The following is a 22,688-nucleotide window of genomic DNA, read 5'->3' as shown; positions in this document are numbered from 1 at the left end:
TGGTCCGGCACGTGGTGCGACGATCACCCGGCGTGTCGCCGCCCGAACGGCGCACCGCGACAGGGCCGAAAGCGCCTAGCATTGAGAGATGCAGCGGCGGATTTTTGGCATCGAGACCGAGTTCGGCGTCACCTGCACGTTCCACGGGCAGCGCCGGCTCTCGCCCGATGAGGTGGCGCGCTACCTGTTCCGGCGGGTCGTGTCGTGGGGGCGCTCGTCCAACGTCTTCCTGTCCAACGGCTCCCGGCTCTACCTGGACGTGGGCTCGCACCCCGAGTACGCCACGGCCGAGTGCGACGACCTGGTGCAGCTCGTCACGCACGACAAGGCCGGCGAGCGGATCCTCGAGGACCTGCTGGTCGACGCCGAGCGGCGGCTGGCCGACGAGGGCATCGGCGGGGACATCTTCCTGTTCAAGAACAACACCGACTCGGCGGGCAACTCCTACGGCTGTCACGAGAACTACCTGGTGACGCGCGCGGGCGAGTTTTCCCGGATCGCCGACGTGCTGCTGCCGTTCCTGGTGACCCGTCAGCTGATCTGCGGCGCCGGCAAGGTGCTGCAGACGCCGCGGGGCGCGGTGTACTGCCTGTCGCAGCGGGCCGAGCACATCTGGGAGGGCGTCTCCAGCGCCACGACCCGGTCGCGGCCGATCATCAACACCCGCGACGAGCCGCACGCCGACGCCGAGCGGTACCGGCGGCTGCACGTCATCGTGGGCGACTCGAACATGGCCGAGCCGACGACGCTGCTGAAGATCGGCACGGCGAACCTGGTGCTGGAGATGATCGAGCAGGGTGTGCAGTTCCGGGACTTCACGCTGGACAACCCGATCCGGGCGATCCGCGAGATCAGCCACGACCTGACCGGGCGGCGCCCGGTGCGGCTGGCCGGCGGGCGGGAGGCCTCGGCGCTGGACATCCAGCGCGAGTACTACGGGCGCGCGGTGCAGCACGTGCAGGCCAACGACTCGGGCCCGACCGCGCAGCGGGTGGTGGAGCTGTGGGGCCGCGCGCTGGACGCGGTGGAGCAGCAGGACTTCGGCAAGATCGACACCGAGATCGACTGGGCGATCAAGCACCGGCTGGTGGAGCGGTACCGGGCCAAGCACAACCTGGACCTGTCCAGCCCGCGGGTGGCGCAGCTGGACCTGGCCTACCACGACATCCGGCGCGGGCGGGGCTTGTTCGACCTGCTGCAGCGCAAGGGCCTGGTGCGGCGGATCACCGACGACGGGGAGATCGAGCTGGCCAAGGACACGCCGCCGCAGACCACGCGGGCGAAGCTGCGGGGCGATTTCATCGCCGCCGCGCAGGCCGCCGGGCGGGACTTCACGGTCGACTGGGTGCACCTCAAGCTCAACGACCAGGCGCAGCGGACCGTGTTGTGCAAGGACCCGTTCCGCGCGGTGGACGAGCGCGTCGACCGGCTGATCAGCTCGCTGTGAACGCGTTCGCGGAGCAGTGGCGGGCCTGGCACGCCGAGCGGGAGCGGGTGCTGGCGGAGCCGCACGGGTGGCTGAGCATCACGGCGCGGCACTGGCTGACGCCGGAGCCGCGGCGGTTCGACGGCATCCCCGGCGCGTGGCGTGTCGACGGCGAGGCCGCGGTCGTGGTGGTGGAGCCGGACGAGGAGTTCGGCGTGTCCGGCACGGCGCGGTTCGAGCTGGTCAACAGCGGGCCGGGCGAGATGGTCAAGGCCGGTGACCGGGTCGTGGAGGTGGCGCGGCGCAGCGGGTACCTGCTGCGGTTGCGGGACCCGGCGGCGCCGGTGCGGGCCGCGTTCCGCGGCGTGCCGGCCTACGAACCGGACCCGGCGTGGGTGCTGCCCGGCCGGTTCGAGCCGTTCGACGAACCGCGGGCGGTGACGGTCGGGGCGGTCGTGGAAGGACTGTCGCATGTGTACTCGTCGCCGGGTGTGCTGCGCTTCGCGTACCGGGGCGAGGAGTTCGCGCTGACCGCGTTCAACGGCAAGGGCGGCGCGGCGTTCTCGGTGCTGTTCACGGACGCGACCTCGGGCGTGACGACGTACGCGGCGAACCGCAGCCTGTCGGTCGGCGCGCCGGATGCCGGGGGCCGGGTGGAGCTGGACTTCAACCGGGCGGTGAACCTGCCGTGCGCGTTCATCGACCTCGCGACGTGCCCGCTGCCCCACGGGAGAACCGGTTGCCGTTCCCGGTGGAGGCGGGCGAGCAGATCCCGTGGGAGCGCCGTTGACGCACCGCGGCGGGTGGTCCCGCGGTCTTGCTGACGCCGACGTGCTCGTGCAGGCGGCGTAGCGGCCGCAGGCCGGCGGGCGGCAGCAGGCCGCGTACCAGGGTCGCGCGGGCCGAGACCGTGGACAGTCCGAACGCGATGCAGCACAGCAGCGTGCTGGTGCCCAGCGGCAGCGGGGTGAAGCCGAGGAAGAACCGGAGGTCGTCCTTGCCGCCGAAGTTGCTGCCCGGCGAGGGGCGTGGGCGCGGCTGGAGTCCGAGCCGAGCGAACACGGGATCCCCTCGGCAGTGCACTTGCCACCTGATGTGTACGGGTGTCAACATCGAGCCGTGAGCTCCTCGGCGCCCGTGCGAAGCGGCTACCACCACGGCGATCTGCGCAACGCCCTGATCCGCTCCGCCGCGGAACTCGCCCAGGCCGGTGGCCCTTCGTCGGTGACGATCCGGGCCGCCGCGCGCGCGGTCGGGGTCACGCCGACCGCCGCCTACCGGCACTTCGCCGGGCACGAGGAGCTGCTGGAGGCGGTCAAGACGCGCGCGATGGAGCTGCTGACCGCGTCGGTGAACGAGGCGCTGGACCGCCTGGACCCGGTCGGCGATCCGGCCGAACGGGGCCTGAGCCGGCTGGCCGCGATCGGGCGGGGGTACTTCGCGTTCGCCCTCGCCGAGCCCGGGCTGTTCCGCACCGCGTTCGCCGGCGGTCTCCCGCCGATGCCGGCCGTCGCGGAGTCCGGCCCGTTCGGCAAGCTGATCGAGGCGATCGACGACCTGGCCGCGTCCGGGTACCTGCCACCGCAGCGCCGCCCGATGGCCGAGTTCGCGGCGTGGGCGTCGGTGCACGGCCTGGCGATGCTGCACCTGGACGGCCCGCTGTCCGCCGCCCCGCGGGAGGCCCGGGAGCTGGCGCTGGAGCGCACGATCGAGATCATCGCGGAGGGCCTGGGCGGGGCCGCGCTGACGGAGCGGATGCGCGAGGAGCTGCGTCGCGCCGTCCAGGGCTGAGACTCCGTCACCGGCGTCGGAATTTGTTCGCTCGACGCCAGCGGAAGTACGCCTGGTGAAAGCCGAGCAGGGCTTACCGCGGAGACGGTCGATCAAGGCGGTCCCACGTAGCGCCCTTGGCGTAGTGGAGCACCACGTCACCGCGCCTGGGAGCGCTGATTCACCCACCAGCAGGCACTCAAGTAGTGAATCAGGTAGCGATCACGGATCGGCTTCGCGACCGGGGGCCGCAACGAGCTCATTGAGCGGCCTACGCGGCTGAAAATCGCGTCTCGCGGGGGTGTGGGTGGGTATCTCGTGGACTTCCCGGGCGCGCCGGGGTGGACCTCGGCGACTCGATCACCAGTGCGAGCTACTGTGGTCGGGTGTCCACCGCCCGCGCCGAGCGCCTGGTCAATCTGGTGCTCGCTCTGCTGTCGACCCGGCAGTACCTCACCGCTGACCGGATTCGCGGGATCGTGCCCGGATACGCCGACGCCGCGAGCGACGAGGCCTTCTCCCGCATGTTCGAACGGGACAAGACCGAGCTGCGTGAACTGGGGATCCCGCTGGAGACCGGCCGCAACTCGGCCTTCGACCCGGCCGAGGGCTACCGCATCGCCCGGCGGGACTACGAGCTGGGCGAGATCGAGCTGGCCCCGGACGAGGCCGCCGCCGTCGGGCTCGCCGTCCGGCTCTGGGACTCGCCCGAGATGACCGGCCAGGCCCAGGGCGCCCTGGTCAAACTGCGCGCCGCCGGGGTCGACCTCGACCACACCGAGCCGCCGGTCGTGGAGTCCCGCGTCCGCGCCGAACCGGCCTTCACCCCGCTGGTCGCCGCCGTGCAGGCCCGCCAGGCCGTCCAGTTCTCCTACCGCCGCTCCGGCTCGGCGGAACGGCTCACCCGCACCCTGGAACCGTGGGGCGTGGTGTCCTGGCGCGCCCGCTGGTACGTCGTGGGCCACGATCGCGACCGCGGCGCCCCACGTTGCTTCCGGCTCTCCCGCATCGTCGGCGACGTGCGCACCGCCGGGCGCCCGGGCGAGGTGCAGCGGCCGGACAACGTCAACCTGCTGGAGCTGATCGCCGGCACCACCGACCCCGACCCCGCGCCCGTCACCACCGCCAAGCTGTGGATCGCCGACCAGCGCGCGGCCGGTGTGCGCCGCCGCGCCCGCCTGACCGGGCGGCTCACTGTCGACGGCATCGAGGGCGACCTCGCCGAGATCGACCTGTCCTTCCCGGAAAGCGCCGCCGACTGGATCGCCGGGCACGGCCCCGACGTGCTGGTCCTCGAGCCGGACGTGCTGGCCAAGGCGGTCCGCGGCCGCCTGGAGTCGGTGCTGCACCCCGAACTGCACCACGACCTGCACCACGAGGTGCGGCGATGAGCGGATCGACCAACCGGATGCCCCGGCTGCTGGCGCTCGTGCCCTACCTGCTCGCGCGCCCCGGCATCCGCATCGAGGACGCCGCCCGCGACTTCGGCGTCACCGCGAAGCAGCTGCGCCGCGACCTGGAACTGCTGTGGATGTGCGGGCTGCCCGGCTACGGGCCGGGTGACCTGATCGACCTGTCCTTCGAGGGCGACACGGTCACGGTCACCTTCGACGCCGGCATGAACCGGCCGCTGCGCCTGACCGGCGGGGAAGCCACCGCGCTGCTGGTCGCGCTGCGCGCGGTCGCCGAGACCCCCGGCGTGGTCGACACCGACGCGGTGCACCGCGCCATCGCCAAGATCGAGGCCGCCGCCGGGCAGGCCCAGCCCTCCGGCGTCGTGGTCGGGCTGGCCGTGCGGGAGGGCGAGAAGACCGCCGCCACCCGCCGCGTGGTGCAGAACGCGCTGCGCGCCGGGCGGGCGCTGCGCATCCGCTACTACACCGCCTCCCGCGACCAGATCACCGAGCGCACGGTCGACCCGATGCGGCTGCTGATCGTGCAGGCCGTCGGCTACCTGGAGGCCTGGTGCCGCCGCGCCGAGGGCGTGCGGCTGTTCCGCCTGGACCGCATCGACGAGGTCGAGGTCCTCGACGAGCGCGCCGCCCCGCCGCCGACAGCGCGGCCCACCGACATCTCCGACGGCGTGTTCCGGGCCCGGCCCGGCCAGCCCGAGGCGCGGCTGGTGCTGGAACCGGACGCGCGCTGGGTCGCCGAGTACTACCCGTGCGAGGAGCTGGCCGAGCTCGACGGCGGCAGGCTGCGGGTGCGGATGCGCTACGGCGACGAGTCCTGGATGGTGCGGCTGGTGCTCGGCCTCGGCGGCGACGCGCGCGTGGAAAGCCCGCCCGAGCTGGCTGAGGCTGTCCGTAGCCGGGCCGCCGCCGCACTGGAAAGGGCACGTCACCTCCCGGCCACCTTGGGCCAGTAGGGTGACGCCGTGTCGTACCTGCCGAGCATTCTGCTCGCCGCCGTGGGCCTCCTGGCGCTGATTGTTGTCCTGATCCGGACATTCGGGGTCTTGCGCCGGTTCCGGAAGGCATCGAGCATGGTTACGGCGAGTGTCACCGATCGCACCGGTCTGTTGAAGGCCCGGTCGGCCGGTCTGCGCGTCGCGCTCGAACAACGGCGGCGTCCCGCCCCTGAGCAAGTAGAGTTGGTCACAAGCAAGGAAGGAGGCCACTGATGTTCAACGCGATGCAGCCGTGGCACTTGATCGTCTTGGTGCTCGTCGTGATCCTGCTGTTCGGCGCGAAGCGCCTGCCGGATGCCGCGCGGTCCATCGGCAAGTCCATGAAGATCTTCAAGGCCGAGACCAAGGACCTCCGTGAGGACGGCAAGGCCGAGGAGCCCGAGAAGAAGCAGATCACGGCCTCCGACACCACTGCCACCACCGCCTCCGCGGCCTCCCCGGCCGACGACCAGGTCGCGCAGCTGCAGAAGCAGCTCGACGAGCTGAAGCGGCAGCAGGCGGCGGAGAAGGCCGACCAGGCTCACAAGCACGCCAGCTGAGGCGAGGACGGAGCCTGTCGTGGCGGACTCCGCCCCCAAGAGCCGGAGGGACCGGCGGCGCAAGCGCAGCCGCCGGCTCAACCCCGACGGCACGATGACGCTCATCGAGCACATCTACGAGTTCCGGCGCCGCCTGGGCTGGGCCCTGCTCGCCGTGCTCGCCGGCGGGATCTTCGGCTTCATCTGGTTCAACACCAGGATGGGTCCGGTCCCGTCGCTCGGGTCGATCATCAACGACCCGTACTGCGCCATCCCGGCCGACCGGCGGCTCGGCAGCACCGAAGGCTGCTACCTGCTGCAGACGGTGCCGTTCGAGGCGTTCATGATCCAGCTGAAGGTCGGTCTCGCCGGGGGCGCGGTGCTGACCTCACCGCTGTGGCTGTACCAGCTGTGGGCGTTCATCGCCCCCGGCCTGTACACCAAGGAGCGCAAGTACGCGCTCACCTTCGTCGGCTTCGCGAGCGTGCTGTTCGCCGGTGGCGCCGTCCTGGCCTACCTGCTCATCCCGCACGCCCTGCAGCTGCTGATGGGCTTCGGCAACGACTTCTTCATCACCGGCCTCACCGGCGACAAGTACATCTCGTTCGTGCTGTCGCTGCTGATCATCTTCGGGGTCAGCTTCGAACTGCCGCTGCTGCTGGTGATGCTGAACTTCGTGGGCGTGCTCAAGTACGCCCAGCTCAAGAGGTGGCGCCGCGGGATCATCATGGCGGTGTTCGTCTTCGCCGCGTTCGCCACGCCCGGGTCGGACCCGTTCTCGATGATCGCCCTGGCCGGCGCGCTGACCGTGCTCGCCGAGCTGGCCATCCAGATCGCGCGCGTGCACGACAAGCGCAAGTACCGGGGCAGCGAGAGCGAGGAGTGGGCGGGCCTGGACGACAACGAGGCCGCGCCGTTCGACTACACCCCGAGCAGCATCGACGACACCCCGGCCAAGCCGAAGACCGAGGACGTGACCTAGCCGGTCCGCCCCACCATGGGTATCCGCGCGGCCCTGGCCGTCCACCCCGACACCGGCCGCGGTGCGGCGGCCAGGATCGCCGGCACCGTGGCCGCCCGGCTGCGTGCCGGGGTGGACCGCCTGGACCTGCTCGGCACCACGGCCCCGGGGGATCTGCCGGACGGGCTCGACGCGCTGGTCGTCCTCGGCGGCGACGGGGCCGTGCACCACGCCGTCCAGTACTGCGCCGCCACCGGCACCCCGCTCGGGCTCGTCCCGGCCGGCACCGGCAACGACCTCGCCCGCGGGCTCGGCGTCCCCCTCGACCCGCTGGCCGCGGCCGACGCCGTCGTGACCGCGCTGCGGGAGCGGCGCCACCGCGCCGTCGACCTCGGCCACGCCGGCGGCACCTGGTTCGCCACCGTCCTGTGCACCGGGTTCGACGCCGCCGTCAACGCCCGCGCCACCCGCCTGCGGTGGCCGTCCGGCCCGCACCGCTACGACGTCGCCGTCCTGGCCGAGCTCGCCGCGTTCCGGGCCCGCCCGGTCACCCTCACCACCGACACCGGGCGCCTCGACCTCGACGCCACCCTCGTCGCCATCGGCAACACCCCGTTCTACGGCGCCGGCATGCGGATCTGCCCGCACGCCGACCCCGCCGACGGGCTCTTCGACATCACCGTCGTCGGCCGCGCCACCCGCGCCGACCTGCTGCGGATCCTGCCCGGCCTGCGCCACGGACGGCACCTGCGCCACCCGGCCGTGCGCACCCTGCGCGCCCGCGAGGTGCGCATCGAGACCACCGGCTGGCCCCTCTGCGCCGACGGCGAGATGCTGCCCGGCGGCGCGGTCACCGCCCGTTGCCACCGCGGCGCGCTCACCATCCTGGGGTGACACCCACCGCATGCGTCCCGGACACCGCATGTGACACCCTGACGAGGTGGCCCCTCGCCCTTCCGTGTCGCCGGCCGAGGCCTACCAGGCTTCCAAGCGCCGCGCCCAGTACCCCCAGCTGACCCGCTTCGCCGACGAGGCGGACTTCGGGTTCGACGACTTCCAGATCCGCGGCTGCCGCGCCCTGGAGGACGGCCACGGCGTGCTCGTGTGCGCGCCCACCGGCGCCGGCAAGACCGTGGTCGGCGAGTTCGCCGTGCACCTCGCGCTCGCCGAGGGCCGCAAGTGCTTCTACACCACGCCCATCAAGGCGCTGTCCAACCAGAAGTACGGCGACCTCGTGCAGCGCTACGGCGCCGACACCGTCGGCCTGCTCACCGGCGACACCGCGATCAACGGCAACGCCCAGATCGTGGTGATGACCACCGAGGTCCTGCGCAACATGCTCTACGCGGGCTCCTCGGCCATCGACGACCTCGGCTACGTGGTGATGGACGAGATCCACTACCTCGCCGACCGGTTCCGCGGCGCGGTGTGGGAAGAGGTCATCCTGCACCTGCCCGAGTACGTGCGGGTCGTCGGCCTGTCCGCCACCGTCAGCAACGCCGAGGAGTTCGGCGAATGGCTGGTCACCGTCCGCGGCGACACCACCGTGGTGGTCGACGAGCACCGGCCCGTGCCGCTGTGGCAGCACATGATGGTCGGCAACCGGCTGCTCGACCTGTTCGCCGACGACGGCTCCGCCGGTGAGCTGCGGATCAACCCGGGGCTGCTGCGGCGCGTCGAGGAGGTCGGGCGCATGCACGCCCCGGCGGCGCTGCGCCGGGGCCGCGGCGGCCGCCAGTACTCGCGCGGCCCCCGGTTCCGGCCGCCGTCGAGGGTGGACATGATCACCCGCTTGGACGCCGCCGGGCTGCTGCCGGCGATCGTGTTCATCTTCTCCCGCGCCGGCTGCGACGCCGCCGTGGGCCAGGTGGTCCGCTCCGGGCTGCGGCTGAACACCCCGGAGGAGGCCGCCGAGGTGCGCCGCATCGTCGACACGCGCACCAAGGACCTGCCCGAGGGCGACCTGGGCGTGCTCGGGTACTGGGAGTGGCGCGAGGCGCTGGAGAACGGCATCGCCGGGCACCACGCCGGGCTGCTGCCCGCGTTCAAGGAGACCGTCGAGGAACTGTTCGTGCGCGGCCTGGTCAAGGTCGTGTTCGCCACCGAGACGCTGGCGCTGGGCATCAACATGCCCGCCCGCACCGTCGTGCTCGAACGGCTGGTCAAGTACAACGGCGAGGCCCACGTCGACCTGACCCCGGGCGAGTACACCCAGCTCACCGGCCGCGCCGGGCGCCGCGGCATCGACGTCGAGGGCCACGCGGTCGTGGTGTGGCAGCCGGGCGTGGACCCCAAGGCCGTCGCCGGGCTCGCCTCGACCCGCACCTACCCGCTGCGGTCGTCGTTCCGGCCCGGCTACAACATGGCGATCAACCTGGTCGCCCAGCTCGGCCACGAACAGGCCCGTGAGCTGCTGGAGCAGTCCTTCGCCCAGTTCCAGGCCGACCGGTCCGTGGTGGGCCTGTCCCGGCGCATCGAGAAGAACCGCGAGGCGCTCAAGGGCTACGCCGAGGCCGTCACCGGCGACTTCGACGCGATGCTCGACTACGCCGGGCTGCGCAAGAAGATCTCCGACCGGGAGAAGGCGCTGGCGCGGCAGAACACCGCCGCCCGCCGCGCCGACACCGCGGTCTCGCTGGAGAAGCTGCGCAAGGGCGACGTCATCGCCGTCCCCGCCGGGCGCCGCGCCGGGCTCGCGGTGGTGATCGACCCCGGTCTGGACCCGGTGCGCGAGCCGCGCCCGGTCGTGGTGACCGAGGACCGGTGGTCCGGGCCGCTGTCGCTGTCCGACTTCTCCGCGCCCGTGGAGCCGCTGGGCCGGATCAAGCTGCCCCGGCACGTCGAGCTGCGCTCACCCAAGACCCGCCGGGACATCGCCTCCCACCTGCGCGACTCCGGGATCTCCCTGCCCGGCCGCCAGAAGCGGCGGTCCGGCGCCAACGAGGACGGTGAGCTGGCCGCGCTGCGCCGCGCCCTGCGCGCCCACCCCTGCCACGGGCTGGCCGAACGCGAGGCCAACATCCGCTGGGTCGAGCGCTACCACCGGCTGGCCGCCGAAACCGAGCAGCTGGAACGCCGCGTCGCCGCCACCACCCACTCGCTGGCGCGCGCGTTCGACCGCATCCGGGCGCTGCTGGCCGAACGCGGCTACCTCGCCGAGGACGAAGACCGCGTCACCGAGCACGGCGCCCGCCTGGCCCGCCTCTACAGCGAGTCCGACCTGCTCGCCGCCGAATGCATCCGCCACGGCGTGTGGGAGGGCCTGACCCCGCCCGAGCTGGCCGCGGTCGTGTCCACCCTGGTGTTCGAAGCCCGCCGCGACTCGCCCGGCGAGCCGCGGCTGCCCGCCGGCGGCGTGCCCAAGGCGTGGCAGGAGACCGCCAAGATCTGGACCGACCTCGCCGAGGACGAGCGGCGCCACCGCCTGGACCGCACCCGCGAACCCGACGCCGGGTTCGCCTGGCCGGTGTACCGGTGGGCGCGCGGCGAGTCACTCGAAAAGGTGCTCACCGCCGCCGACGCCAACGGGCAGGAACTGTCCGCCGGGGACTTCGTGCGCTGGTCCCGCCAGGTCGTCGACCTGCTCGACCAGATCAAGACGGTGCTCGGGCGGGCCGACCCGGTCGGTGACGCGGCCGCCCAGGCGGTCAAGGCGCTGCGGCGCGGGGTCGTGGCGGCGGGCGCCGAGTAGCGCGCCCCACCCAGCGTTGTGGTTGGATCGCGCTGAGCGAGGGACGATCAGCGGAGGCACGCAGCATGAGCACGCCCCACGGCGGCACCGGGCCCCAGCAGTGGAGCCAGCAGCCCGGCTACGGACAGCAGCAACCCCAGTACGGGCAGGCGCCGGGGTATCCCCAGCCCCAGCAGCCCCAGCCGCAGCAGCCTCAGTACGGGCAGCAGTACCCGCCGCCGCAGTACGGCGCCCAGCAGTACCCGGCAGCGCAGCAGTACCCCGCGCAAGGCGCCTACGGGCAGCAGCCGAAGAAGAAGGGCGCCAAGGGCCTGCTGATCGGGCTCGGCGCGCTGGTCGTCGTGGTGGCGGCGTTCTGCGTCACCGCGTTCCTGGCGCCCGGGTTCCTCAAGACCACCGTGCTGAGCCAGAGCGCCGTGCAGGACGGCGTCAAGCAGATCCTCACCGGCAACTACCAGCTCACCGACGTCAGCGACGTGCAGTGCCCGGCCGATCAGGAGGTCAGGTCGGGGGCCACGTTCGACTGCGCCGCGGTGGTCAACGGCCAGGGCAAGACCGTCACCGTGACGATCAAGGACGACGCCGCCAACTACGAGGTGGCCTACCCCCGGTAATTGGCTGGCGTGCGGCCGTGCCGTCGGCAACGATCGCGTGGTGAGTGACTACACCGTGCGCACGTTGCGACCCGACGAGCACCGCACCGCCGCCGACCTGTTCCGTCTCACCCTCCACCACGTCCCCGCGACCGACGAGACGTGGCGGCGGTTCACCGAACGCATGCTGCAGCCCGGCCGCACCCTGGGCGCCTTCGACACCGAGCTGATCGGCACCGTCCGCTCGTTCGACGCCGAGATCACCCTGCCCGGCGGCGCCCGCGCCGGGGTCGCCGCGGTCACCGGCGTCGGCGTCCGGCCCGACCGGACCCGCCGCGGGATCCTCACCGAGCTCATGCGCGCCCAGCTCACCGACATCGCCTCGCGCGGCCTGCCCTTCGCCGCGCTGCGCGCCAGCGAAGGCGTCATCTACAACCGCTTCGGCTACGGCGTCACCACACGCAGCCGCAGCTACCGGATCGACCGGCGCCGCGCCGTGCTCCGCGCGGACGTCCCGGCCGCCGGGCAGGTCGAGCTGTGGCCGCTGGACACCGCGCTGGAGCGGCTGCCCGAGCTGTACGCGTCCCTGCCGCACACCCGCCCCGGCATGATGACCCGCCCGCCGTACTGGTGGCCCGGCTGGGAACGGCACGCCCGCGAAGCGACCAGCCCGGTCGTGACGGCCGTGCACCACGGCCCGAACGGCCCGGACGGCTACGTCGTCTACACCGTCGAGCGCAAGAACTGGAACGACCCCGCGGTGCTGGAGGTCCTCAGCCTGCACACCGCGACCGGTGAGGCGTTCAACGGGCTGTGGCGCTACCTGCTGGGCGTCGACCTCGTCGACACGCTGCGCGCCGAGGAACGCCCGGTGGACGAGCCGGCCGAGCTGCTGTTCACCGACCTCCGCGCGGTGCAGGACACCGGCGGCGGGGACGAGCTGTGGCTGCGGCTGGTGGACGTGCCGGCCGCGCTCGGCGCGCGCGAGTACGCCGGTGAGCCGGTCGTGCTGGAGGTGGTCGACCCGGTGCTGGAGACCAACTCCGGGCGCTACCAGGTGTCGCCGGACGGCGTCCGCCGCACCGGCGCGGCGGCGGATCTGCGGCTCGGGGTGGACGCGCTGGCCATGATCTACCTCGGCGCGTGGCGGCCCTCGCTGCTGGCCGCCGCCGGGCGGATCCAGCCGGCGGACCCGGCGGTGCTGTTGCGGGCCGACCGGCTGTTCGCCACATCCGTTCCCGCGTGGTGTGGTACCCACTTCTGACCAGCCTGTCCTGGGGGTGATCGGTACGGTGCGCGACGCGGTCTCCCGGTTCCGAGCCGTGACCGGCTTCCTTCCCCGCCGAGCGCCGGTTCGGCGCCTTCGCCGGCGGGAAAACGGTTTCCGCGGCCGCACCATCTACGGCCGCTTCGGCTACGGCATCGCCAGCCGCGGCCGGACCCTGCGCGTCACCGGCGCGCAGGGTCCGCGCCGACGCCCCTTCCGGTGGTGACGTGCGGCTGATCGGCACCGCCTGATCGGCGAACACCAGGTCGCCGTCCACAGTGGACCGCGCGGGGACGATGGTTTCGTGCTGTTCCGCACCGAGGACGTGCGCCAGCGTCTCCGGGCCGGTGCGCAGGTCCGCGGCCGCGGTGGTGGCCCCGGCCCGGCCGGGGGTGATGCGGTAGCGGCCAGAATCAGCTCCGCGACGCGATGAGCGCCTCGACGCCGTCCAGGATGCGCGCCAGGCCGAACTCGAACGCGTGCGGATCGGCCGGTGCCTGGTAGGCCTCGCCGGCGGCGGAGCCCACCCGGGCGGCCACCGGGAACCGCTCCGGGTCGAAGATCCGCTCCAGCAGCGGCGCGTAGGACTCCCACCACTGGACGTCGTTCTGGCCGCTGCGCCGCGCCGCCTGCTCGGTCTCGATCACCCCGCGCATGGCGGTGTGCACGAACCCCAGCACCAGCGCCAGCACCTGGTCCATCTCGACGTCGGTGAGCCCGGTGCCCTCCAGCGCGCGCAACTCGTAGTCGTACTTGGCGATCACGTTCGGGCCCATCGGCGGACGGGCCGTGGCGACCTGCAGCAGCCACGGATGCCGCCGGTACACCGCCGCGTTCTCGCGCGCGACCTGCTCCAGCCGGCCCCGCCAGCCGCCCGGCACGTCCTCCGGGCGCGCGGTCTCGGCCACCACCGCGTCGACCATCAGGTCCAGCAGCTCGGCCTTGCCGGGCACGTAGGTGTAGAGCGACATCGTGCCGACGCCCAGTTCCTCGGCGACCTTGCGCATCGACAGCGCCGCCAGGCCCGCGGCATCGGCGAGTTCGATCGCGACCCGGGTGACCTCCTCGACGGTGAACCTGGCCTTCGGGCCCCTCGACGGCGGCTCCTGCAGACCCCACAGGAGCTCGAGGCTGCGTTTCGGATCGCCGCTCGCGCTGAACTCGGTCATCTCGGGAGCCATTCTGCCGGTAACGAACTCCGTACGGCGTACGATAGTTTGTCCGTACAGCATACGGAGTTGAAGGAGGCGGGTGTTGACCACCGAAAACGCCGTCGTGGCCGAGGGGCTGCGCAAGCGCTACGGCGACAAGACCGTGCTCGCGGACCTGGACCTGACGGTGCCGGCCGGGACCGTGTTCGGCCTGCTCGGCCCCAACGGCGCGGGCAAGACCACCTGCGTGCGCATCCTGGCCACGCTGCTGCGGCCCGACGCCGGGAAGGTCCTGGTCGCCGGGTTCGACGCCCGGCGCCAGGCCGCGCAGGTCCGCTACCGGATCGGGCTGGTCGGGCAGCACGCCGCGGTGGACGAGGTGCTGTCCGGGCGGCAGAACCTGGAGATGTTCGGCCGGCTCTACCACCTCGGCGCACGCCGGGCGCGGCAGCGGGCCGGGGAGCTGCTGGCCCGGATGGGGCTGGCCGAGGCGGGGGACAAGCCGGTGAAGCAGTACTCCGGCGGCATGCGGCGGCGGCTCGACCTCGCCGCCGGGCTGCTGCGCTCGCCCGAGGTGCTGTTCCTCGACGAGCCGACCACCGGCCTGGACCCGCGTGGCCGCAGCGAGGTGTGGGCCGCGGTGCGGGAGCTGGTCGCCGACGGCACCACGGTCCTGCTCACCACGCAGTACCTGGACGAGGCCGACCAGCTCGCCGGGCGCATCGCCGTGCTCGACCGCGGCGGGATCGTCGACGAGGGCACCCCGGCCGAGCTGAAGTCCCGGCTGGGCGGCGACCGGGTCGAGGTCGTGCTGCGGGACGCCGCCGATCTGCCCGCCGCGGCGGCGCTGGCGAGCCGCGTCACCGGGGCGGAAGCCGACCTGAGCGAGGGTGGCCTGAGCGTGCCGGTGTCCGACCGGGTGCGCGGCCTGACCGGGCTCGCCGCCGCCTACGACGAGGCCGGGATCGGCATCGCCGACCTCACCCTGCGCCGCCCCACGCTGGACGAAGTGTTCCTGAAGCTGACCGCACGCGAGGAGGTGCCGGCATGACCACCCTGCGGTGGACGATCGCCGACGGCTGGACCATGACCCGGCGGGAGCTGGCGCACTGGGCGCGCCAGCCCGCGCCGGTGATCGTCGGGCTGCTGTTCCCGGTCCTGACCCTGGTGATGTTCGGATACCTGTTCGGCGGCGCGATGGCCGCGCCGGGGGACTACCGCGAGTTCCTGGTGCCCGGCATGTTCGCGCTGGCCATGGTGTTCGGCATCGAATCCACCTACACCGCGATCGCCACCGACGTGGCGCGTGGCTCCACCGACCGGTTCCGCTCCCTGCCGATGGCCGCGTCCGCCCCGGTGGCCGGGCGCGCGGTGGCCGACCTGCTCAACTCGGTGGCCGGTCTGGTGGTGCTGGCCGGGTTCGGGTGGCTGACCGGGTGGCGCTGGCACCACGGCCTCGGGGCGGCCCTGGCCGCGTTCGGGCTGCTGGTGCTGCTGCGGTTCGGGATCCTGTGGCTGGGGCTCTACCTCGGGCTGGTCGCGAAAGGCCCGGAGAGCGTGGTCGCGCTGCAGATCCTGGTGTGGCCGCTGGGTTTCCTGTCCAACGTGTTCGTCTCACCCGGCACGATGCCCGGCTGGCTCGGCGCGGTGGCCGACGCCAACCCGCTGTCGGCCACCGCGGCCGCGGTGCGGGAACTGTTCGGCAACCCGGGCTGGCACAGCGGCGGCTGGTTCGCCGAGCACGCCCTGCTGCTGGCCGTGCTGTGGCCGGTGGCGCTGATCGCGGTGTTCCTGCCGCTGTCGGTGCGCCGCTACCGGCGGCTGAGCCGCTAGGCCGGGAAGCCGGGCCGCGCCGCCCGCACCGCGGCGGCGCGGCCCTTGGGCTCCTCGCTCCCGCCGTCCCAACCATTCCTCGCGCGACACGATCTTCGGCAGGTTCAACGGGACCCCCTCGTGGTGGAAGGCCGGCCCCGCCCCAGGCGGGGCCGGCTGGCTTCCGACCCTAGGAGACGACCGGGCCGCCGGTCTTCTCCGTTCTTGCGCTCCTACGCCGCGCGCAGCGCCTCCCGGAAACCGACCTTCGCGCCGGTGCGCAGCACGGCGTTGCGGTAGATCCGCGCCGACAGCCACACCAGCACCGGGATCAGCGCCACGACCAGCCCGACCGACAGGATCGCCTCCCACGGCGCCACCCCGCCCATCGCCAGCCGCATCGGCATCAGCGTCGGCGCGAACACTGGGATCACCGACAGGATCGCGACCAGCCCGCTGCCCGGATCGTTCGGCAGCACCGAGATCCCCACGACGTACCCGGCGATGACGAAGAACAACGCCGGCGTGATCGCGCCACCCACGTCCTCCTGCCGGGACACCAGCGCGCCCAGCCCGGCGAACACGATCGAGTACATCAGGAACCCGAGCAGGTACCACACGATCAGCCACACCACCGTGCCCGCCGCGGCCGACACCGAGATCGTCAGCACCCCGGTGGCCAGCCCGGCGACGATCCCGACCACCCCGATCACCACCATCTGGATCAGCCCCACCGCGCCGATGCCCAGCACCTTGCCGGTCATCAGCTGCCACGGCCGCACCGTCGCCAGCAGCAGCTCGACCACCCGGCTGGTCTTCTCCTCGACCACGCCCTGCGCCACCGACTGCCCGTTGAGCAGCAGCGACAGGTAGATCAGCACCCCGGCGATGATCCCCAGCACCAGCTGCTGCCCGTTGTAGGGGTAGGGCTGTTCCATCGGCCGCACGTCCACCCCGGCACCGGCGACCGCCGCGTTCACCTGCGCCGGATCACCCCCCAGGCCGGTGATCTGCTGGTTGAGGGCCAGCTGGCCGGCCAGCACGTTGAGCGCGGTGCGCAGGTTGCCGTCGAGGTCCTTCTTCACCACGACCTGCACGCGCGAGCCGTCACCGACCAGCAGCGCGTCCAGATCGCCGTCACCGACCTGGGCGCGGCCCGCGGCCTCGTCGGGCACCGTCCGCACGTCGACGGCCTCGCCGACCGCCTGCCCGGCGGCCTGCAGCGGCGCGGCCAGCGCCGACGCCGGCCCGGTCACGCCCACCGTGGCGTCCGCGCCACCACCGCCGATCAGCTTCAGCACCACGGTGAACCCGACGATCACCACCAGCAGCGCCAGCGTGCTCAGCCGGTAGGCCTTCGACCGCAACCGGATGCCGATCTCCCGCGACGCGATGAGCGAGACACCCGCCCAGCCACCCTGGTTCACGCCGCCACCTCCTCGGTCGTGACGACGTCCCGGAACAGCTCGGTCAGCGACTGCCGCCGCCGCGCGAACTCGTGCACCGGCCCGCTCGCCAGCGCCGCGCGCAGCACGGCCTGGTCGTCGGCGCCCTCGGCCAGCTCCAGCTCGGTGCGGCCGTCCGACTGGCCCAGCACCGTCACCCCGGGCAGCCCGTCGGCCCACCCGGGCGGCGCGGCCGGCGCGTCGACCAGCAGCCGCACCACCGAACCGGCCTGCAGCTCGGCCACCGTGCCGCAGGCGACCATCCGGCCGTCCCGCACGATGCCGATCCGGTCGCACAACCGCTCCACCAGGTCCAGCTGGTGGCTGGAGAACACCACCGGCACCCCCTCGGCGGCCTTCTCCCGCAGCACCTGGCTCATCACGTCGACCGCGACCGGGTCCAGCCCGGAGAACGGCTCGTCGAGCACCAGGATCGCCGGGTCGTGCACCAGCGCCGCGGCCAGCTGGACGCGCTGCTGGTTGCCCAGGCTGAGCTTCTGCACCTCGTCGTCGCGGCGGGCGGCCACCCCCAGCCGCTCGGTCCAGGTCTCCACCGACCGGCGCGCCGCCGCGGCCGGCATCCCGTGCAGCCGCGCCAGGTAGACCAGCTGCTCACCGACCTTCATCTTCGGGTAGAGCCCGCGCTCCTCGGGCATGTAACCGATGTGCCGCCGGGTCTCCAGCGTCACCGGCGCGCCGTCCCAGCGCACCTGGCCGTCGTCGGCCGCCAGGACCCCCAGCACGATCCGCATCGTCGTGGTCTTGCCCGCGCCGTTGCTGCCCACGAACCCGAACAGCTCACCGGCGCGCACGTCGAACGTCATGTCCGACAACGCCGTCCGTTCCCCGTACCGCTTCGTCAGGCCGTCGATCTCCAGTTGCCTGTCCGCCACGTCGTCCCCCTTCCGTGCAGCTGAAAAAGTGATATCACTATGCTACATTCGAGCCATCGAGGCAAGGGAGTGAGGGGAGTCCCCATGGAAACGGTCGTGGACATGCCGGCGCCGCGGACGCGGGAACGCCTGGTGCGTGCGGTCAACGGGTTCGTGATGCTGGGCGTCGCGGTGGTCCTGGCGGCCGGCGGGGTGGCGCTGCTGGCCACCAGCGGCGGCTCGGCGGCGATGATCGCCGGCGGAGTGGTCGCCGTGCTCGCCGGGATCGTGCTGGCCGGCGGGCTGACCCCGGTCGCGCCGGGCGAGGCGCGCGTGGTGCAGCTGCTGGGCCGCTACGTCGGCACGCTGCGCACCGCCGGGCTGCAGTGGGTCAACCCGTTCACCCAGCGGCGCAAGGTCTCCACCCGCATCCGCAACCACGAGACCGGGGTCGCCAAGGTCAACGAGGCCGACGGCAACCCGATCGAGATCGCGGCGGTGGTCGTGTGGCAGGTCGCCGACACCGCGCAGGCCGTGTTCGAGGTCGACGACTTCGTCGAGTTCGTCGCCATCCAGAGCGAGACCGCGGTCCGGCACATCGCCAACGCCTACCCCTACGACAACGCCGACACCACCCGGCTGTCGCTGCGGGACAACGGCGACGAGATCACCGAGAAGCTGTCGGCGGAGATCGCCACCCGCGTCGCCTCGGCCGGGGTGAAGATCATCGAATCCCGCATCACCCACCTGGCCTACGCCCCGGAGATCGCCCAGGCGATGCTGCGGCGCCAGCAGGCCGGGGCCGTGGTGGCCGCGCGCCAGCGCATCGTGGAAGGCGCGGTCGGCATGGTGGAGATGGCGCTGGACCGGCTGGCCCGGCACGACGTCGTCGAGCTGGACGAGGAACGCAAGGCCACGATGGTGAGCAACCTGCTCGTGGTGCTCGTCGGCGACCGCGACGCGCAGCCGGTCGTCAACACCGGGACGCTGTACCAGTAGATGCCGGCCGAACGGAAGAAGATCCTGCTGCGGCTCGACCCGGCCGTGCACGACGCGCTGGCGCGCTGGGCGGGTGAAGAGCTGCGCAGCACCAACGCGCAGATCGAGTTCCTGCTGCGCAAGGCCCTCGCGGACGCCGGGCGGCTGCCCCGCGAGGTGGGCCGCATGCGCCCCCGGGGGCGCCCGAAGAAGGGGGACGAGGATGGACACGCCTGACTCGCTGGCCGCGCGGCTCTTCCTGCTGGCCTACGACACGACCAAACAGCGCCTGGTGTCGCGGTCCGAACTGGGCTACGCCCTGCGGGCCGCGGCGCTGGCCGACCTGGTGCTCGGCGGCTACCTCGCCGACCACGGCGGCAAGGCGGCCCCGGCCAGTCCCGCGCCCGGGCTGGACCCGGTGCTCGAACTGGTCCTGCTGGAGATCACCGACAGCCCGCCCCGCTCGTGGCGGCGCTGGGTGTCCCGCCGCGCCAGCCGCATCCTGCCCCTGGTGCGCGAGCACCTGGCGGCCGAGCGGGTGATCAAGGTGGACTCGCGGCGCGTGCTCGGCCTGTTCCCGGTGCACCGGATCACGCTGCGCCGGCCGGCCGAGGCCAAGCGGCTGGCCGAGGAGGTGCGGCGCGCGGTGCGCGGCGGGCAGCCGGCCGCCCGGGTGGACCCGCGGCTGGGCGCGCTCTGCGCCCTGGCCGGCACCGCCGAGCTGCGCACGGTCTTCAGCCGCGGGGAACGGCGCCAGTACAAGGCACGGCTGGCCGAGCTGGGCCGCCCGGTCGAGCCGGTGGTGAAGGCACTGCGCAAGACGCTCCAGGCTCAGCGAGCAGCAGCCTCCTCCGGCAGCTGACCGCGAGTCCCACGCTCGGGCGCGCGAGTCCCACGCTCGGAAGCGTGAGTTCTGCGTTCAGGGCCGCGAGTTTCACGCTGGGCCCGGGGAGGGTGGCCTTCGTCGGCTGCAGCACGGCGCGCGCAGTAGGAGCGTGCCTGCGCCGCCCGGCCGGGCGGCGCCGCCTTTGGCTGCGAGTTCCACGCTCAGGAGCGTGAGTTCCACGCTCGGGAGCGTGAGTTCCACGCTCGGGAGCGTGAGTTCCGCGTTCGGAAGCCCAGGTCCGTGGTCGCGAGCGTGCGGTCCGGTCCAGGCCGCGTGCGGCCGCCACCTCCTGCCCGCCGGGGCCGGGTCAGCGGACGTTCGCGGTGAGGGCCTTGACCAGGCGTGTCGCCGAGCTGCCCAGGTTCCACCGCTGCGCCAGCTCGAGCACCCGGTCCGGATCGGCCGGGGACGCCGGCACCGCGTCGGAGCCCGACACCGACACCGGCGCGTCCGCGGCCACCCGGACCACGGTCGGCGCGACCCGCAGGTACTCCTCGGCCTCGGCGAGCTTCGCCCGCGTCTTCGGCGGCACGTCCTTGCTGCCCTCGGCGGCCGCGGCGATCAGCCCGTCGAGCGAGCCGAACTGCGTGATCAGCTTCGCCGCGGTCTTCTCGCCGATCCCGGCGACACCCGGCAACCCGTCGGACGGGTCGCCGCGCAGCACGGCCATCTCGGCGTAGGCGGCGCCGGCCCCGTCGACCGGCACGCCGTAGCGCTCGGCGATCTCCGCCGGGCCCAGCACCTCCGCCTTGGCCCAGCCCTTGCCCACGTAGATCACCGACGCCGGGGTCGGCTCGGTGCGCACCAGCTGGAACAGGTCCCGGTCCCCGGTGATCACCTCGACCGGATCGTCCTTCTCCCGGGCGGTCAGCGCGCCGATCACGTCGTCAGCCTCGTACCCGGCCGCCTCCGCGGTGGCGAACCCGAACGCCTCCAGCACCTCGAGGATGATCGGCACCTGCGGGGTCAGGGTGTCCGGCACCTCCTCCTCGTTCGCGACGGCGTCGGCCACCCGGTGCGCCTTGTAACTGGGCAGCAGGTCGGTGCGGAACTTCGGCCGCCAGTCCGCGTCCAGGCACGCCACCAGCCGCGAGGGCCGCCGGTCGGTGACGATCCGGGCCAGCGTGTCGGTGAACCCGCGCACCGCGTTGACCGGCGTGCCGTCCGGCGCGGTCATCGACTCGGGCAGCGCGTAGAACGAGCGGAAGTACAGGCTCGCGGAGTCCAGCAGGGCAAGTGTCACGGAGCACAGCCTGCCAGACGCGGTCCGGGCCCGGGCCAGATACGCTGCGTGCATGTCCTCCCGTGCACCCGAGATCCCAGCACTGGCCCCGGAAACCCTGCGCGCCCGGCTCGAGCGGGCCCGCGCGGCCACCGCCGACGCCGGCACCGACGCCCTGCTCATCGCGCCGGGCTCGGACCTGCGGTACCTGATCGGCGAGGCCGGCGGCTCCTTCGAGCGGCTGACGACCCTCGTGGTGCCCGCCGAGGGCACCCCGGCGCTGGTCGTGCCGAAGCTGGAGGCTCCCGGTTACGCGGCGGTGCCCACCGAGGAACTCGGCGTCGAGGTGGTCACCTGGGTCGACGGTGAGGACCCCTACCGGATGGTCGCCGACCGGCTCGGCAAGCCCGGCCGGGTCGCGGTCAGCGACGGGCTGATCGCCCTGCACGTGCTCGCCTTCCGCGCCGCGCTCGGCACGGCTGAGCAGACGCTGGCCGGCCCGGTGATCCGCGAGCTGCGGATGCGCAAGGACGCCGCCGAGATCGACGCGCTGCGCCGCGCCGGCGCCGCGATCGACCGCGTGCACGCCCGCGTCGCCGAGTGGCTGCGTCCCGGCCGCACCGAGGCCGAGGTGGGCGCCGACATCGCCGTCGCGATCGTCGAGGAGGGCCACCTGCACGCCGACTTCGTGATCGTCGGCTCCGGCCCCAACGGCGCCAGCCCGCACCACGACGTGTCCGGCCGGGTCGTCGAGCGCGGCGACGTGGTGGTGGTCGACATCGGCGGCCCGATCCCCGAGGGCTACAACTCCGACTCCACCCGCACCTACGCGATCGGCGAGCCGCGCGACGCCGACGTGGCCGAGACCTACGCGGTCCTGCAGCGCGCGCAGCGGGCGGCAGTCGAGGCGGTGCGGCCCGGCGTGGCCGCGCAGTCGGTCGACGCCGCGGCGCGCCGGATCATCGCCGGCGCCGGGTACGGGGAGTTCTTCATCCACCGCACCGGGCACGGCATCGGCCTCGACGTGCACGAGGAGCCCTACATCGTCGAGGGCAACGACCTGGTCCTGGAGCCGGGCATGGCGTTCAGCGTCGAGCCGGGCATCTACCGGCCGGGCCGGTGGGGCGCCCGCATCGAGGACATCGTGGTGGTCACCGCCGACGGGGCCGAAGCACTCAACCAGCGCCCGCACGAGCTCGTCGTGCTCGACTCGTGAGCGGGCCGCTGGAGCCGCTGGACCAGGCGATCGCGCGGGAGCTGGCCGGCGACGGCCGCTGCTCCTTCACCGACCTGGCCGAGCGGGTGGGGCTGTCGGTGTCGGCGGTGCACCAGCGCGTGCGGCGGCTGGAGCAGCGCGGCGTGATCCAGGGGTACGTGGCGCGGCTGGACAGCGAGCAGATCGGGCTGCCGCTGACCGCGCTGATCTCGCTGACGCCGAACGACCCGGCCGCGCCGGACGACTACCCGCAGCGCATCGAGCACATCCGCGAGATCGAGTCGTGTTACTCGGTGGCCGGCGACGAGTCCTACATCCTGCTGGTGCGCGTGGCCTCGCCGCGGGACCTGGAGGACCTGCTGCGCCGGATCCGCGAGGCGGCGAAGGTGTCCACCCGGACGACGGTGGTGCTGTCCACTCCGTTCGAGGGCCGTCCGCCGACGGTGTGACAACCACCGGGCGAAGGGTAC

General features: G+C 73.0%; 22 protein-coding genes and 1 pseudogene. 19 read left to right on the top strand and 4 right to left on the bottom strand.

Annotated features, from left to right (window positions below):
- Positions 1 to 88: 88 nt before the first annotated feature.
- From pafA to L1857_RS20415, 12 genes and pseudogenes are all read left to right on the top strand, one after another.
- Positions 89 to 1,447, top strand: a complete 1,359-nt coding sequence (gene pafA, locus L1857_RS20470) for a Pup--protein ligase (protein ID WP_094002928.1) — start codon at positions 89 to 91, stop codon at positions 1,445 to 1,447.
- Positions 1,444 to 2,216 (top strand): annotated as a pseudogene (locus L1857_RS20465) (DUF1684 domain-containing protein). The gene pafA and the pseudogene L1857_RS20465 overlap by 4 nt, the downstream one beginning before the upstream one ends.
- A gap of 329 nt (positions 2,217 to 2,545) precedes the next feature.
- The gene (locus tag L1857_RS20460; RefSeq protein WP_116109096.1) at positions 2,546 to 3,217 is read left to right on the top strand and encodes a TetR/AcrR family transcriptional regulator; all 672 of its coding nucleotides are present in this window, start codon (positions 2,546 to 2,548) and stop codon (positions 3,215 to 3,217) included.
- Positions 3,218 to 3,582: 365 nt separating this feature from the next.
- Positions 3,583 to 4,587 (top strand): helix-turn-helix transcriptional regulator, encoded by a 1,005-nt coding sequence (locus tag L1857_RS20455; RefSeq protein WP_249465904.1) that lies wholly within the window; start codon positions 3,583 to 3,585, stop codon positions 4,585 to 4,587.
- Positions 4,584 to 5,564 (top strand): helix-turn-helix transcriptional regulator, encoded by a 981-nt coding sequence (locus tag L1857_RS20450; protein WP_094002932.1) that lies wholly within the window; start codon positions 4,584 to 4,586, stop codon positions 5,562 to 5,564. Before L1857_RS20455 ends, L1857_RS20450 begins: the two co-directional genes overlap by 4 nt.
- 9 nt (positions 5,565 to 5,573) lie before the next feature.
- Complete coding sequence (locus L1857_RS20445) at positions 5,574 to 5,819, top strand: bacteriophage holin (protein WP_094002933.1); 246 nt, start codon at positions 5,574 to 5,576, stop codon at positions 5,817 to 5,819.
- Positions 5,819 to 6,145 (top strand): Sec-independent protein translocase subunit TatA, encoded by a 327-nt coding sequence (tatA, locus tag L1857_RS20440; protein ID WP_116109098.1) that lies wholly within the window; start codon positions 5,819 to 5,821, stop codon positions 6,143 to 6,145. Before L1857_RS20445 ends, tatA begins: the two co-directional genes overlap by 1 nt.
- Positions 6,146 to 6,164: 19 nt before the next feature.
- Positions 6,165 to 7,106, top strand: a complete 942-nt coding sequence (gene tatC / locus L1857_RS20435) for a twin-arginine translocase subunit TatC (RefSeq protein WP_094002935.1) — start codon at positions 6,165 to 6,167, stop codon at positions 7,104 to 7,106.
- 15 nt (positions 7,107 to 7,121) lie between these two features.
- Positions 7,122 to 7,979, top strand: coding sequence for a diacylglycerol/lipid kinase family protein (locus L1857_RS20430; protein WP_116109101.1), 858 nt, complete (start codon positions 7,122 to 7,124; stop codon positions 7,977 to 7,979).
- Positions 7,980 to 8,025: 46 nt separating this feature from the next.
- Entirely contained in the window at positions 8,026 to 10,776 is a 2,751-nt protein-coding gene (locus tag L1857_RS20425) for a DEAD/DEAH box helicase (RefSeq protein ID WP_116109104.1), read from the top strand.
- Positions 10,777 to 10,841: 65 nt separating this feature from the next.
- The gene (locus tag L1857_RS20420) at positions 10,842 to 11,390 is read left to right on the top strand and encodes a DUF4333 domain-containing protein (RefSeq protein ID WP_116109106.1); all 549 of its coding nucleotides are present in this window, start codon (positions 10,842 to 10,844) and stop codon (positions 11,388 to 11,390) included.
- A gap of 40 nt (positions 11,391 to 11,430) precedes the next feature.
- Entirely contained in the window at positions 11,431 to 12,633 is a 1,203-nt protein-coding gene (locus tag L1857_RS20415; RefSeq protein WP_249465901.1) for a GNAT family N-acetyltransferase, read from the top strand.
- A 416-nt stretch (positions 12,634 to 13,049) separates the two neighbouring features.
- Here the strand turns inward: L1857_RS20415 and L1857_RS20410 are convergent, their stop codons facing one another.
- Positions 13,050 to 13,805: a TetR/AcrR family transcriptional regulator gene (locus tag L1857_RS20410; protein ID WP_116109114.1), complete on the bottom strand. Its 756-nt coding sequence runs from the start codon at positions 13,803 to 13,805 to the stop codon at positions 13,050 to 13,052.
- A gap of 85 nt (positions 13,806 to 13,890) precedes the next feature.
- Here L1857_RS20410 and L1857_RS20405 point away from each other — a divergent pair, with 85 nt between their 5' ends.
- Together L1857_RS20405 and L1857_RS20400 are read left to right on the top strand one after the other, a co-directional pair.
- The gene (locus tag L1857_RS20405) at positions 13,891 to 14,838 is read left to right on the top strand and encodes an ATP-binding cassette domain-containing protein (RefSeq protein ID WP_275895875.1); all 948 of its coding nucleotides are present in this window, start codon (positions 13,891 to 13,893) and stop codon (positions 14,836 to 14,838) included.
- Positions 14,835 to 15,620, top strand: a complete 786-nt coding sequence (locus L1857_RS20400) for an ABC transporter permease (protein WP_116109119.1) — start codon at positions 14,835 to 14,837, stop codon at positions 15,618 to 15,620. The genes L1857_RS20405 and L1857_RS20400 overlap by 4 nt, the downstream gene beginning before the upstream one ends.
- Positions 15,621 to 15,832: 212 nt before the next feature.
- Here the strand turns inward: L1857_RS20400 and L1857_RS20395 are convergent, their stop codons facing one another.
- A complete protein-coding gene (locus L1857_RS20395) occupies positions 15,833 to 17,026 on the bottom strand; it encodes an ABC transporter permease (protein ID WP_249465898.1) in 1,194 nt (397 codons plus the stop codon).
- Positions 17,023 to 17,937 (bottom strand): ABC transporter ATP-binding protein, encoded by a 915-nt coding sequence (locus L1857_RS20390; protein ID WP_162830942.1) that lies wholly within the window; start codon positions 17,935 to 17,937, stop codon positions 17,023 to 17,025. Before L1857_RS20390 ends, L1857_RS20395 begins: the two co-directional genes overlap by 4 nt.
- Before the next feature lie 84 nt (positions 17,938 to 18,021).
- Between L1857_RS20390 and L1857_RS20385 the strand changes: the two genes are divergently transcribed.
- Genes L1857_RS20385 through L1857_RS20375 form a run of 3 tightly spaced genes read left to right on the top strand, consistent with a single transcriptional unit; the run spans position 18,022 to position 19,756 of the window.
- On the top strand, positions 18,022 to 18,915 hold the full coding sequence (locus tag L1857_RS20385) for an SPFH domain-containing protein (protein WP_249465895.1): 894 nt from the start codon (positions 18,022 to 18,024) through the stop codon (positions 18,913 to 18,915).
- Positions 18,916 to 19,131 carry a type II toxin-antitoxin system antitoxin gene (locus L1857_RS20380; RefSeq protein WP_094002947.1) on the top strand — a complete coding sequence of 72 codons (216 nt, stop codon included), beginning with the start codon at positions 18,916 to 18,918 and terminating at the stop codon, positions 19,129 to 19,131.
- Positions 19,118 to 19,756 (top strand): GOLPH3/VPS74 family protein, encoded by a 639-nt coding sequence (locus tag L1857_RS20375; protein ID WP_094002948.1) that lies wholly within the window; start codon positions 19,118 to 19,120, stop codon positions 19,754 to 19,756. The genes L1857_RS20380 and L1857_RS20375 overlap by 14 nt, the downstream gene beginning before the upstream one ends.
- A 331-nt stretch (positions 19,757 to 20,087) precedes the next feature.
- Here L1857_RS20375 and L1857_RS20370 read toward each other — a convergent pair whose 3' ends face one another.
- On the bottom strand, positions 20,088 to 21,077 hold the full coding sequence (locus L1857_RS20370) for a 5'-3' exonuclease (protein WP_249465893.1): 990 nt from the start codon (positions 21,075 to 21,077) through the stop codon (positions 20,088 to 20,090).
- Between L1857_RS20370 and L1857_RS20365 the strand changes: the two genes are divergently transcribed.
- Both L1857_RS20365 and L1857_RS20360 read left to right on the top strand, forming a co-directional pair.
- A complete protein-coding gene (locus L1857_RS20365) occupies positions 21,076 to 22,218 on the top strand; it encodes a M24 family metallopeptidase (protein WP_094002950.1) in 1,143 nt (380 codons plus the stop codon). The two genes, L1857_RS20370 and L1857_RS20365, sit on opposite strands and share 2 nt — an antisense overlap.
- Positions 22,215 to 22,667 (top strand): Lrp/AsnC family transcriptional regulator, encoded by a 453-nt coding sequence (locus L1857_RS20360; protein WP_017982434.1) that lies wholly within the window; start codon positions 22,215 to 22,217, stop codon positions 22,665 to 22,667. Before L1857_RS20365 ends, L1857_RS20360 begins: the two co-directional genes overlap by 4 nt.
- The last annotated feature ends 21 nt before the right edge of the window (positions 22,668 to 22,688 follow it).

Source organism: Amycolatopsis thermalba, assembly GCF_023376025.1.
GTDB classification, from domain to species: Bacteria; Actinomycetota; Actinomycetes; order Mycobacteriales; family Pseudonocardiaceae; genus Amycolatopsis_E; species Amycolatopsis_E thermalba.
This window is presented reverse-complemented; position numbering and strand designations above follow the sequence as displayed.

Coding starts and splice junctions, on each gene's coding strand:
- L1857_RS20370 (WP_249465893.1), bottom strand. CDS start 21,077: ATGCACGCAGCGTATCTGGCCCGGGCCCGGACCGCGTCTGGCAGGCTG.
- L1857_RS20450 (WP_094002932.1), top strand. CDS start 4,584: ATGAGCGGATCGACCAACCGGATGCCCCGGCTGCTGGCGCTCGTGCCC.
- L1857_RS20380 (WP_094002947.1), top strand. CDS start 18,916: ATGCCGGCCGAACGGAAGAAGATCCTGCTGCGGCTCGACCCGGCCGTG.
- L1857_RS20420 (WP_116109106.1), top strand. CDS start 10,842: ATGAGCACGCCCCACGGCGGCACCGGGCCCCAGCAGTGGAGCCAGCAG.
- L1857_RS20385 (WP_249465895.1), top strand. CDS start 18,022: ATGGAAACGGTCGTGGACATGCCGGCGCCGCGGACGCGGGAACGCCTG.
- L1857_RS20400 (WP_116109119.1), top strand. CDS start 14,835: ATGACCACCCTGCGGTGGACGATCGCCGACGGCTGGACCATGACCCGG.
- L1857_RS20375 (WP_094002948.1), top strand. CDS start 19,118: ATGGACACGCCTGACTCGCTGGCCGCGCGGCTCTTCCTGCTGGCCTAC.
- L1857_RS20365 (WP_094002950.1), top strand. CDS start 21,076: ATGTCCTCCCGTGCACCCGAGATCCCAGCACTGGCCCCGGAAACCCTG.
- tatA (WP_116109098.1), top strand. CDS start 5,819: ATGTTCAACGCGATGCAGCCGTGGCACTTGATCGTCTTGGTGCTCGTC.
- L1857_RS20410 (WP_116109114.1), bottom strand. CDS start 13,805: ATGACCGAGTTCAGCGCGAGCGGCGATCCGAAACGCAGCCTCGAGCTC.
- L1857_RS20430 (WP_116109101.1), top strand. CDS start 7,122: ATGGGTATCCGCGCGGCCCTGGCCGTCCACCCCGACACCGGCCGCGGT.
- pafA (WP_094002928.1), top strand. CDS start 89: ATGCAGCGGCGGATTTTTGGCATCGAGACCGAGTTCGGCGTCACCTGC.